The sequence below is a fragment of the Dorea longicatena genome (assembly GCF_024168045.1).
Taxonomy (GTDB): Bacteria; Bacillota; Clostridia; order Lachnospirales; family Lachnospiraceae; genus Dorea_A.
Genome location: NZ_CP100126.1, coordinates 1,600,846 through 1,613,511 on the forward strand (window position 1 = coordinate 1,600,846; position 12,666 = coordinate 1,613,511).

A 12,666-nucleotide genomic window follows, 5' to 3' on the forward strand; every position below is an offset into this window, starting at 1 on the left:
AAGCTATTCTGTCATATATTATTCATAAGGATCATACAGATTTTTCCATACTTTGAATATCTTATCATAAAAATATTTTTGAATCAAGACAACACCTGATGCAGAAGTTCTGCAAGAATCTCCATCGCATTGCGCATCTCTTCCACTGTATTGGTCTGCGCTCCGGCTTCGATCAGAAGTGTCTTGGGCTTGAAATGCATATTATAACGGTACGCACGCAGAAAAATGTGTCTGGCAAATCCCGGATAATATGTTGCCGCTGCAATCTCCATCTGCAGGGAAAATGCCAGGTTATCTTCCAGGTATGGGTTGGACAGATAACTGATATTTCCATTTGCCCGTGTCCTGCTGAGCCCGTTGAAGAACATGATCTGCGCCGTCGGCTTACCGTCTATCTCTGTCACCAGATGCGTCCCTTCCGCCACGCCATCCCGGTGAAGATCGATCACAACTTCGATAGCCGGATTCTCTTTCAGTATTTTCTGCACATCCGGCTCTGCAAGCTGATACGCCTTACTCCGATCCAGTTTTCCATTCACCAGATCATATACCCCTTCGTGATGATATGTGGATATTCCATACTTTTGATTCAAAAGTTCAGACAGATATGTCCCCATTCCCACAATTGATGTACCGGCATCTCCCGGAACAGAATCTGCAAATTGTTCCTGGGAATGCGTGTGGTAGATCAGGACTTTAGCCCCTTTTGTATCCGGATTTAATTTCATATCTTTTCCCATCAGCTTATCTGCATTGATCAGTCCCTCATCTGCCATAGTACTGCTGTCCACGGTATAGAAATGACTCATAAGATATTCATAATCTCTTAGCTTTTCCATGGAAATATCTGCTTTTACCACTGGTGTTTTCCATGTCTCCTTCTCCTCTGTATCCGGATTCTGTGTGATCAGTTTGCCATTTTTATCTACAGCGTTCTCATCATTTTCCTGTTTTTCCAGTATCATGGCATACGTCCTGGAATCTTCGCCGGCCGTCTCTTCCTTCCCTTGTTCTGTCATAAATGCACCGGCAGGCCATAACCACCGCATCACTGCCCATGCTAGATCCTTTGACGGAGTATCCGTCTGATCCTTTTCTGCCGCATAGACAAGTGCCGGCAGCATCATTCTGACAGCACCGTCCGCAATCTCCTGTTTCCCTTTTTCTGCAAAAACCCTTTCATTTATTATTCCGTTTCCGACACCTGTTTCTTTCATGATACAGATCAGAAAACATCCAGCAATGATCCTCACCGCATGCTGTATATATTTTTTGCATCTGCTCTGCATGTCTTGTTCTTTCACACCTGCACACCCCGATATTTTGTTAATCTTACGCTCTACTTTCTAAAGGTAAGGTATGCAGTCATCTCACTTTCTATGCTGTTTCTTCTTTTTTTTCTGATTCCCCTGCTTTTCCTGAAAATAACAGATTCAATGCCTCCGAGACGGTATAGCTGATCCTTCTTATCGTCTCATCGATATCTTTCGGTGTTACGAACATTCCGTTCAGATGTGGTGCGATCAGTTCTTTTACCAGTTCGTATTTTTCCGCAGAATTGTATCCTTGCAATACGACACCTACCCCTTTCAAATTCTCCGACGTCTCCAGTGCCGCAATAAAATTCTCCATCGTGTCATTTACAATCGTTGCGGCATCCACTACCGTCGGAACACCGATCGCGATCACCGGGATTCCCATCGTCTCTTTCGTGATCACGCTTCTGTGATTCCCCACACCCGCTCCGGGATGGATCCCGGCATCCGAGATCTGTATGGTCCGGTTCAGTCTTTTACTGCTTCTTGCCGCCAGCGCATCGATCACCAGGATCATATCCGGCTTTGTCTCCTTTACGACTCCCTGCACAATCTCTGCCGTCTCCATCCCTGTCTGCGCCATCACTCCCGGAACGATTGCACTTACGATCCGGCTTTCTTCTTCTACGCCATATCTTCCATATTCCTGTACCATATGCCTGGTGATATTCAACTGATCTACCACATATGGTCCCAACGCATCCGGCGTCACTTCACGGTTACCAAGCCCTACTGTCAATATCGAGCATCCCTTTTCTTTCGAATGCTCTTTTTTCGTTTCCTCATTTTCCACATATTTTTCCAAAAATCCTGCCAGAGTTTCTGATATCTCTCTGTGATATCCATCGTCTGCCGATGCCATATCAGGGACTTCCAATGTAAGATATGTTCCCACCGGTTTTCCCATCATCTTCGCCCCGTTCTCCGTTTCAATCCTGACGGTTGTAATCTTAATCTCCCTCTCTTCATCGTATTCTTCTTCCAGTACAACGCCGGACACTTCTACATGATCTGATTCAAACCGTTCTTTTTGCTCCATCGCAAGATCCGTCCGGATCGTATACTTTTCCACCATCGTTTTCTCCATCCTTTCTTAAATTAATACTAGTTTTTCCAATATTTTCAGAAATATGTATTGACAGAATCTAATTCATGTCCTAAAATAAATTCGTATGTTTCGTTAGATCGTCCGTGTCCGGCTCTAACGAACTGGAAATCGAATTATAAAAATCGAAATACATTGATATCGGAGGTGGACAAATTGGCTAATATCAAATCTGCAAAGAAAAGAATTTTAGTAAACGAAACAAAAGCTGCTAGAAACAAAGCAATCAAGTCTAAAGTAAAAACTTGCGTAAAGAAAGTTGAAACAGCTGTAGCTAAGAAAGATGCCGCTGCTGCTGCAGAAGCATTAAAAGTTGCAATCGTTGAAATCAACAAAGCTGGAAGCAAGGGTGTTTACCACAAAAACACATGCTCTAGAAAGATTTCCCGTCTGACAAAAGCTGTTAACGGAATTGCTTAATAATAGAGATTAAACTCGAGTTGCAAATTTCGAGCCCGGATCATCCCGTCAATGATCCGGGCTTTTTGTTATAAATACAACCGTAAAGTCCATAATAAAAAGGATATGGCTGATGCCATATCCTTTTTGTATGTATCGTATTCTTACAAATCTGATTAGTTGTTGATCAGTTTGTCTTCTCCATTCCAGCTGTAGAGCTTTCTGATCTCTGCTCCGACTTTCTCTGATGGATGTTCTGAAGCAAGTTTTCTCATAGCTTTGAAGTGTACCTGACGTCCTGCTGGAGACATGTCTAATAAGAAGTCTTTTGCAAATGTTCCGTCCTGGATGTCTGTCAGGATCTGTTTCATAGCTTTCTTTGTCTCAGCTGTAACGATCTTAGGTCCTGTTACATAGTCACCATATTCAGCTGTGTTAGAGATAGAGTATCTCATTCCAGCGAATCCTGACTGATAGATCAGATCTACGATCAGTTTCATCTCATGGATACACTCGAAGTAAGCGTTTCTTGGATCATATCCAGCTTCGCAAAGTGTCTCGAAACCAGCCTGCATAAGTGCACAAACACCACCGCAAAGTACTGCCTGCTCACCGAAGAGGTCTGTCTCTGTCTCTGTTCTGAATGTTGTCTCAAGAAGACCAGCTCTTGCTCCACCGATTGCAAGACCATATGCAAGTGCACGATCCCAAGCTTTTCCTGTAGCATCCTGCTCTACAGCGATAAGGCAAGGTGTTCCTTTTCCAGCCTGATACTCACTTCTTACTGTGTGTCCCGGTGCCTTAGGAGCGATCATTGTTACATCTACATTCTTTGGTGGTTTGATACATCCAAAGTGAATGTTGAAACCATGAGCGAACATTAACATATTACCTTCTTCAAGGTTCGGCTCAACGTCTTTCTTGTACATATCAGCCTGTAACTCATCGTTGATCAGGATCATGATGATATCAGCCTGTTTTGCTGCTTCTGCTGCTGTGTATACTTTGAATCCCTGAGCTTCTGCTTTTGCCCATGATTTACTTCCTTCGTAAAGACCGATGATAACATCGCATCCGGACTCTTTTAAGTTCAGAGCATGTGCATGTCCCTGGCTACCATAACCGATGATAGCGATCTTCTGTCCCTCTAATACTGATAAATTACAATCTTCCTGATAAAAAATTCTTGCTGCCATTATAGCATACCTCCTAAAAAATAAATGATTTTTTATTTTCTTAAACAAGGGGTCGCCCTTCCACCGGGCTCGTCTCTGTTTAATGTTTGATTAAAATGTGTTACTGTTTGTCCATTATAATATATCAATTATAATGTGTTGATGTTTCCTTCCTGATCAATGACTGTTACATCCTTGATTCCTCTCTGCAATCCGGTAATACCTGTTCTTGCAAGTTCAAGAATCTCGTAACCTTCCAGAAGTTCCAGAAACGCATCTACTTTTGAACCATTTCCTGTCAGTTCCACCATCAGGGAATCCTTCTCTACATCAACAATCTTCGCGCGGAATATATCCGCCACAGATATGATCTCCGTTCTCTCCGTCTTATTCGCCCGAACCTTCACCATGATCAGTTCGCGATATACCGAATCTTCCGGATGAAGTACTTTGATCTCAATGACATCTTCCAGCTTTCTGACCTGCTTTTCGATTTGCGATAAGATCAGCTCATCTCCGCTGGCCACAATGGTAATTCTGGTAAATCTCGGATCTGCCGTAACTCCTGCAGTTATACTGTCGATACTGTATCCTCGTCTGCTGAACAGTCCGGATACGCGGCTTAATACACCGGGATTATTGTCTACCAATAATGAAAATACTCTTTGCATATTGCACCTCTTTTCTATCATTTATAAAAAACAGAGTGCGTTCTGTTTTTTTATAATAACAACTACTTCTTCTTTTGTCAAGTATTGGCACCCATATTTTTACATTTTTCACAAAATGCAGGATTACCGCATTATTTCAGGATGATCCCGGCAATGTCTTCCGGCGTCCCGGCAACGTATACTGCGCCTGCTTTTTCCAGTTCTTCACGGTTGCCGAATCCGTATAATACCCCCATACAGTCAAGCCCTTCCTGCTTTGCCCCAAGCACATCATGTTCACGGTCACCGATCATCAGTATCCTCTTCTTATCCTGCATCCGGCAGGTATCGATCAGATATCCAATCACCTCTGCCTTACTGCCTCTGCCTCCGTCCAGTTCCATACCTGCCACATATTCAAAATATTGATCCAGGTCAAAATGTTCAATGATCCTTCTTGCATATACTTCCGGTTTGGACGTCGCAACAAAAAGTCTTTTTCCTGCTGCCTTCAATGCCTTTAATGATTTTTCAAATCCGGGATACACCGAACACTCAAAAATCCCCGTATCCTGATAATATTCCCTGTAATACTCCACCGCCTTCCAGCTTTTCTCATCGTCAAATCCATAGAATCTGGCGAACGAATCGGTAAGCGGCGGACCGATGAATTTATATAATTTTTCCCGTTCGGTCTCTTCGATTCCGAATTTCTCCAGCGCATACATCACCGAATTCGTAATTCCCGGTGAAGAATCGATGATCGTGCCATCCAGATCAAAGAAACAGATATCATACATTTTATCAAGCTTTTCTTTTTCCATATTCTCTACCTGCCTGCTTCAAAAAAATACCGGAGCCGTCCTTCTGCGTTTTTCCGCATCCGTCACACCCCGGTATTATTATAACCGTTCCATCTATACTTTTGCAAACTGTATCATCCAGAGAAGCAGAAGATGCACCGGATAAAATCCGTAGAAAAACCATTTTTCCCAGCCGTGTGCTGTTTTGTCTGCTTTGTTATACATACACTGTATAACCACTCCCGATGCTGCCGGCCCGATACAGGCGCATGCAGAATGTATGAGCGCACTCTCCAGCCCGTAGTCCGCCCTGTATGACAACACATTCAACAGAAAGAAGAGTCCCACTGCTTTTCCATATGCCAGTGATACTTTTTTCCTGTCCCCATATGCATTTGCAAACAGCATCGTAAATACCGGTGCCAGAAGTGCCCAGTCCGTCCAGAGCGAACAGATTACCAGCACGCACAGCCATAGCATTTTCTCCCCTTTATGTTTTACATGATCTGCAACCCACACCACTCCCAGACATAGAAGAAGGCTGAACATCATGTTCAGGTTCGTCTGTTTCAATACCAGCATGAAGGGGATCTGTGAAAGGATCCCAAATACAAGCAGCCGCAGTGCATAGTTCTTTACAGATCTTGTGTAATGATATCCTTCCACAAGGAAATAGCACATAGTAATGGCTGTAAAATACCCGATATCAACCATAACTTCCTGCCCTGTACTGCCTTCTTTTAAAAATATATAGGCAAAATGATTACAGAACATAGCTGCCATTGCCAGATATTTTATTGCATTTCTACTCATACTTCCCTCTCCATTTTTATTCTTCGATATTTCTGATAAATCCGACATAGGTCGCTCCAAAATAAACTACATATACGCCAAAGAACAGGGCGAATGAAATTGCAAAATACTGTAACACCGGTGTACTGACTCCTGTATAAAAGTTAAATCCGGCACCCATATACACCGCTACGATCCCGCTGATTACTGCCGAAAGGATTGCCGGACACAGATAATACCCGGACAGCTGACGGAATACGGTCTGTTGGATCTCGCATCTTCCAAGGCCGATTTTCGAAAGCACCTGATAGCGGAACCTATATTTTGCCGAATCGCTCAGCTGTTGTACCGATAACACCGTCAATGCAATACACAAAAATACCAGCCCGATATACATACATGGGAATGTGATGCAACTCATCATATATCTGACCTCAGCCGATGCATTTTCCCGCACAAGATTCACCGCAGCATATGTGACAATGGTATCCGTACCATAACATACATTATCATCGTCTTCTTCCATGTATGTATGGCCGGCATAATCATGTTTATCTGACAGATCATCCAGCTTATTCTGCAGGTTATCCGGCACTTTTTTCTTCACACTCACCGCAAGTTCCGAATAGTACGGTGTCATCTGCTGTATCCGTTCATCCGGCACAATGATGATATAATCACCGCCGTTATGTCCGTCCTGCGAAAATGATTCGGTGCAGATCTTCCTGCAGGTCAGTGTCTCTCCACGGTCCTGAAGCTTCACGTCATCTGTAAAATCTTCGGTTTCCTTATACACTCTTTGCTTCATCTGAAGGATATATTCATTTTTTCCAAGCGTCTCCGTGGAATATCCCAGCATTTTTCTCAGATGATTGTAATCACTCAGCCCCATATATGTATCATATCTGCAATATGCATCATCATCGGAACCTTTACGTATCTTTTTCTCATCCGGTGTTCCATCTTCTCTGCGGTACGCATCTCCAAAATACCGCAGATGCGTATACAGCCATGTATTCATTGTGTTCGTATGATTTTCATAAATACGGTACACGCACGAATCCTTTACACCTGCTTCTTCTCCGACAATATCCAATTCCTTTGCAAAATCATATTCCGGATTCTGACTGTTCACCTGTACATCAAATGGAAATTTCGTCTCTAAAACCTGATTCTGCCAGTCCGTAAACATTAATGCAACCGAGCACCCCAGAAATGCGACCATAAAAAGCACCGTAAGTGTTCCCATGGTAAACCGCATCGTTTTCAATTTAGATGCAAACTGACGCAGCAGGAACAGATTCTGCCCCCGGTAGACCGCATTTCCTTTTTTCTTCACATAGCAGATGATCCATGCGGAAAGCCCTGTATAAAACACATACATTGTAATAAACAGACCCGTCAGAAATACTGCTGCCCCTCCCGGCGACTGTATATTTCCGCTCAGTATCCAGACACCGAACGCAAAAATGAACAGAATGGAAAACGGCAGTAATAACCGCTTTATTTTTTCATTCTTTTCTTTTAATTCCTCATTCTTCTGATTTTCTCTCATCAGATCATGAATGTTCATCTTGCGGAATTTCCGGCTGCACCGGAACAGTGCCAGCAGATAACATCCTGCAAAGCAGCACACAGTCATAAGGAAACAATATCCATTGAATTCCAGATGGGGTCTTAGTTCCACCTGTATGACACTATAAAGGACAACGAGCAGCACCTGCTGAAGCAACATTCCAAGGCCCAGTCCTATCACAAAGGAACACACACCGAGCAGCAGATTTTCTTTCATATAAAGCCCGGACACTTCCTTTTTATTCATTCCGATCAACAGATAGATACCGAATTCACGGCTCCTTTTTTCCAGCATGAACCGTACCATATAATTGATCAGCCATGCAACGATCAGTACAATAAAGAATGTGGCAATACCGATCATCGCTGCCATTATCGCTGCCATTTCATACATTTTCTGAAGATCCTTCGAAAAAATGATACTGTTAAATGCAAACATCAATGATACCACAAATGTCATCGTCAGCACATACACCAGATAATCTCTGGCGGAACGTCTGACATTGCGCAGTGCAAGCTTACCGAACATCTGACAGTTCACCTCCTGTCAGAGATAATACATCCAGGATCTTATTCAGAAATTCCCGCCTTTCTTCCACTCCTCTTACCAGTTCATGGAATATCTTTCCATCTTTCAGGAAAAGAATACGGCTGCAGTAGCTGGCTGAAAACGCATCATGTGTAACCATGAGGATCGTAGAGTGCATATCATGATTCACCTTGCGGAATGTTTCGAGCAGCATCTGTGCCGCTCTGGAATCCAGCGCACCGGTCGGCTCATCTGCGAGGATCAGTTTCGGACGATGAATCATCGCTCTGGCACAGGCACAACGCTGCTTCTGGCCCCCGGATACCTGATAGGGGAATTTATCCCGGATTTCTTCGATATCAAGCAGCTTCAATATGTGATCACATTTCTCTTGGATCTCTCTTTTACTCTTGCTGTGCAGCGTCATTGCCAGCACAATATTCTCTTCTATCGTAAGTGTATCTAACAAGTTGTAATCCTGAAATATGAATCCAAGATTGTCTTTCCGAAATTCCGCCAGTGCCTCATCACTCAACTCTGTAATATCCGTTTCTCCGTAGTATATATGCCCTGCAGTCACACGGTCAATCGTAGACAGCATATTCAAAAGTGTTGTCTTTCCGGAACCCGATGCTCCCATGATTCCCACAAATTCTCCTTTTTGGACGCAAAAGCTTACCCTGTCTACCGCTTTGGTGATGTTCGTATCACTTCCGTAATATTTTTCCACATCACACACCCGGATCTCTCCATCCGGGATTCTGCCTCCTGCCAGGATTCTGTCTGTTTTTTTCTCTGTTGTCTTGCCATGCTTTCTTATTCTTCTCATCCATATCATCCTTTCCGGTCTTTTTGTAATACTCTTTTTCATCTCTACTTTACCCGTCCGGACCAGAAAGATGTATCGATGTATCTTTCAGTTATCTTACATTTTTGAAAGATAACTGCTGACCGGAAATGTAAGGATCATCTTCGTGCCTTCACCACGGACAGATTCCGCCTCGATGGCAATTCCAAGCTTTTCACACAGCCGTCTGCACAGATAAAGACCCATCCCCGTAGATTTCTTACCATTTCTTCCATTGGAACCGGTAAAACCTTTTTCAAAGATTCTGGACATTTCTTCTTCCCGTATTCCGGTTCCGTTATCTTCTACGATCAGCCGGACACCATGACCGTACCTTTCCGTGTAAATATGAATATACGGATGGACCTTTGGATTCTCACTTTTATATTTCACACTGTTCAGCATAAGCTGGTTCAGTATAAAAAGGATCCACTTTTTATCGGTATACGCAAGATCAGGGCACTCCACTTCCCCGCGCACTCCGTTACTAATTAGATAATACTTATTTTTTATCAAAATTTCAGAAGCTGCCTTCCCAAGGTCTGTCTCTTCAATCATATAGTCTTTGTATACCTTTTCCATTCTGGCATAATACAGAACCATATCTACGTCATTTTCAATCCGTTGATTCTCAAGACCGATCTGTCTGGTCACTTCGTCTTTATGATTCTCACACGCAAGCTGGATACTGGTAATCGGTGCTTTGATCTCATGCACCCAGCTTTCGATATAATCCCGATAATCATTCTGTTCATCTTCAAGCATACGGATCCGTTCGATCACAGATTTATTCGATCGTCTGATCAACTCCCGGTAGATCCGATCTTCCAGATATGGTGAAGCTGGCAGCAATTCTCCAAGCAGATATCTCTGATCTACATTTTCCAGAATATGTTCTGCCCTGTCAAAATATTTCTTCCTGCGATAATATCCTGTCACAATCCATATCCCAAGGATGATCCACCAGAAAATGAGAATCAGTGCAGCTGCGTTTCTGTTATACCCTGTAATATAGAAGAACCCCATCAGTAATATCATACACAGGAGGTGCAGCAGACATATCAGAATCTTATCTTTTATATATTCCGAAAATCTCATATGCGGTACCCCATTCCCCGTTTTGTCTCAATGAAATCCGTCACTCCGATGTCAGCCAGTTTTCCTCTGAGTCTTGTAACATTCACACTTAATGTATTGTCATCTATGAAGACTTCATTGTCCCACAGGTATTCGATCATATCCAGTCTCGGAACAATCTCACCCTTTTTCTGATATAGAAGGTGCAGGATCTTCAACTCATTTTTCGTAAGATCTGTCTTTTTTCCTTCATGCTCTATGCAGCCTCCCACAACATTTAGGATTACACCTTTATATTCCATGTTCAAGGCATTACCCCTTGATTTCTCTGCATTTTTATCAGTAGTTCTTTTTAGTACTACGCCTATTCTTGCCAGCAGAATCGGTGGATTGAACGGTTTTGTGATATAATCATCTGCCCCTTTCAAGATTCCGGTCAATTCATCCATGGAATCTGTCCGGCTGGTCAGAAATATGATTGGAATATCTGAATGTTCTTTCAGCTTCGTACAGATGTCAAAGCCGCTTTCCCCCGGAAGATTCCAATCCAGGAGTACCAGATCCGGTGCCGGTATCATGCTGCATATCTGCTCTGCCGTATCTTTAAATTCTTCGATTATCTCTGCTTCATAAAAAGCATTTTCCAGGAGCTGTTTTAATTCCTTTCGGATACCCGGATCATCTTCTACAATAACAATCTTCATGTCGTTCTCCTCATGATGTTCCTTTTATAATTATACTGATAAATACAGAACAGATTGTAGAAAATACGCTTTTGCATTTTCCACAATCTGTTCATTATAGCATATAACATACGTTGAATATGTTTGTATTATTTCACAAGAAGTGATGTTCCAGTCATCTCAGCCGGCTGTTCCATACCCATCAGTTCGATCAGTGTAGGAGCAATATCTGCCAAGCATCCGTCTTCTTTCAACTTGTATGCAGGATCTGCGTTTACAAGGATGAATGGTACAGGATTGGTTGTATGTGCTGTAAATGGCTCTTTTGTCTCTTCATCGATCATGTACTCTGCATTACCGTGATCTGCACAGATGAACATCTGTCCGTCAGCTTCTTTTAATGCTTCGTAAGCCTTTCCTACACACTCGTCAACTGCTTCAATGGCTTTTACAGCAGCCTCGATCACACCAGTATGACCTACCATGTCAGGGTTGGCAAAGTTAATTACGATAACATCATACTTATCAGACTTGATTGCTGCAACGAGCTTGTCACATACTTCATATGCACTCATCTCTGGCTTCAAATCATAAGTAGCAACCTTTGGAGATTTTACAAGAATTCTATCTTCTCCTTCATTTGGTTCCTCTACGCCGCCATTGAAGAAGAATGTTACGTGAGCATACTTCTCTGTCTCAGCGATACGTGCCTGTTTCTTGCCGTTCTTGGCAAGGAACTCACCAAATGTATTAGTGATTTCTTCTTTCACAAATGCGACCTGTTTATTTTCGATTGTAGCATCGTATTCTGTAAAGCATACAAATGTTGTCTTGATTCTGTCTCCTCTGTCAAATCCGTCAAAGCTGTCGTCACAGAATGTTCTTGTGAGCTCTCTTGCTCTGTCCGGGCGGAAGTTGAAGAATACTACGGAATCATTTTCTTTGATCGTTGCAACCGGTGCGCCGTCCTTTGTTACTACAAATGGTACAACGAACTCATCCGTTACATCTGCATCATAAGAAGCCTGGATTCCTTCTGTTGCAGAAGCGGCTGTCTCGCCTTCGCCTGCTGAAAGTGCCTTGTAAGCCTTTTCTACACGATCCCAGCGGTTATCACGGTCCATTGCATAATAACGTCCGGAAACACTTGCAACCTCTCCTACGCCGATTTCTTTCATCTTAGCTTCTAACTGCTCTACATACTCTTTTCCGGAAGCCGGTGGTGTATCACGGCCATCCAGGAAGCAGTGTACGTATACTTTCTCAAGTCCCTGTCTCTTAGCCAGTTCCAGAAGGCCGAAAATATGTCCGATGTGGCTGTGAACACCACCGTCAGATACCAGCCCCATCAGGTGCAGTGCAGAATCATTTTTCTTGGCATTCTCACATGCAGCCAGAAGTGCTTTATTCTCAAAGAATACACCATCTTCAATTGCCTTTGTGATCTTTGTCAGTTCCTGATAAATGATACGTCCGGCACCCATGTTCATATGACCAACTTCTGAGTTACCCATCTGTCCGTCCGGAAGTCCTACTGCAAGTCCGCTGGCATTTCCTTTTACACATGGATATTCTGACATCAGTTTATCCATAACAGGTGTTTTTGCCATAGCAATTGCATTACCTTCTGTCTTTTCATTCAGTCCATAACCGTCTAAGATCATAAGTACTGTTGGTTTCTTACTCATTTTTAATATCACCTTTCGTCTTAAATA

General features: G+C 42.9%; 12 protein-coding genes. 1 reads left to right on the forward strand and 11 read right to left on the reverse strand.

Features of this window, described 5'->3' with window-relative positions; translation table 11 throughout:
* Positions 1-83: 83 nt before the first annotated feature.
* Together NKF87_RS07550 and gpr are read right to left on the reverse strand one after the other, a co-directional pair.
* Positions 84-1,304, reverse strand: a complete 1,221-nt coding sequence (locus NKF87_RS07550; RefSeq protein WP_227080052.1) for a stage II sporulation protein P — start codon at positions 1,302-1,304, stop codon at positions 84-86.
* 73 nt (positions 1,305-1,377) lie between these two features.
* Positions 1,378-2,391, reverse strand: a complete 1,014-nt coding sequence (gpr, locus tag NKF87_RS07555) for a GPR endopeptidase (RefSeq protein WP_117597408.1) — start codon at positions 2,389-2,391, stop codon at positions 1,378-1,380.
* 186 nt (positions 2,392-2,577) lie between these two features.
* Between gpr and rpsT the strand changes: the two genes are divergently transcribed.
* A complete protein-coding gene (gene rpsT / locus NKF87_RS07560) occupies positions 2,578-2,841 on the forward strand; it encodes a 30S ribosomal protein S20 (RefSeq protein ID WP_028085796.1) in 264 nt (87 codons plus the stop codon).
* Positions 2,842-2,996: 155 nt separating this feature from the next.
* On the opposite strand, the gene ilvC is transcribed toward rpsT, so the two are convergent.
* The 9 genes from ilvC to gpmI form a co-directional block, all read right to left on the reverse strand.
* On the reverse strand, positions 2,997-4,016 hold the full coding sequence (ilvC, locus tag NKF87_RS07565) for a ketol-acid reductoisomerase (RefSeq protein WP_006427586.1): 1,020 nt from the start codon (positions 4,014-4,016) through the stop codon (positions 2,997-2,999).
* A gap of 128 nt (positions 4,017-4,144) precedes the next feature.
* Positions 4,145-4,666 (reverse strand): acetolactate synthase small subunit, encoded by a 522-nt coding sequence (gene ilvN / locus NKF87_RS07570; protein WP_055214034.1) that lies wholly within the window; start codon positions 4,664-4,666, stop codon positions 4,145-4,147.
* A 131-nt stretch (positions 4,667-4,797) separates the two neighbouring features.
* Positions 4,798-5,469, reverse strand: coding sequence for an HAD family hydrolase (locus tag NKF87_RS07575; RefSeq protein WP_006427588.1), 672 nt, complete (start codon positions 5,467-5,469; stop codon positions 4,798-4,800).
* Positions 5,470-5,562: 93 nt separating this feature from the next.
* A complete protein-coding gene (locus tag NKF87_RS07580) occupies positions 5,563-6,261 on the reverse strand; it encodes a TraX family protein (protein WP_253583367.1) in 699 nt (232 codons plus the stop codon).
* Between the two features lie 16 nt (positions 6,262-6,277).
* Positions 6,278-8,344 carry an ABC transporter permease gene (locus NKF87_RS07585; RefSeq protein WP_253583368.1) on the reverse strand — a complete coding sequence of 689 codons (2,067 nt, stop codon included), beginning with the start codon at positions 8,342-8,344 and terminating at the stop codon, positions 6,278-6,280.
* Positions 8,334-9,173 (reverse strand): ABC transporter ATP-binding protein, encoded by an 840-nt coding sequence (locus tag NKF87_RS07590; protein ID WP_253583369.1) that lies wholly within the window; start codon positions 9,171-9,173, stop codon positions 8,334-8,336. Before NKF87_RS07590 ends, NKF87_RS07585 begins: the two co-directional genes overlap by 11 nt.
* Before the next feature lie 96 nt (positions 9,174-9,269).
* Positions 9,270-10,289 (reverse strand): sensor histidine kinase, encoded by a 1,020-nt coding sequence (locus NKF87_RS07595; RefSeq protein WP_117597404.1) that lies wholly within the window; start codon positions 10,287-10,289, stop codon positions 9,270-9,272.
* Positions 10,286-10,972 carry a response regulator transcription factor gene (locus NKF87_RS07600; protein WP_055193756.1) on the reverse strand — a complete coding sequence of 229 codons (687 nt, stop codon included), beginning with the start codon at positions 10,970-10,972 and terminating at the stop codon, positions 10,286-10,288. Before NKF87_RS07600 ends, NKF87_RS07595 begins: the two co-directional genes overlap by 4 nt.
* A gap of 128 nt (positions 10,973-11,100) precedes the next feature.
* Positions 11,101-12,639 carry a 2,3-bisphosphoglycerate-independent phosphoglycerate mutase gene (gene gpmI / locus NKF87_RS07605; RefSeq protein WP_006427594.1) on the reverse strand — a complete coding sequence of 513 codons (1,539 nt, stop codon included), beginning with the start codon at positions 12,637-12,639 and terminating at the stop codon, positions 11,101-11,103.
* Between the last annotated feature and the right edge of the window lie 27 nt (positions 12,640-12,666).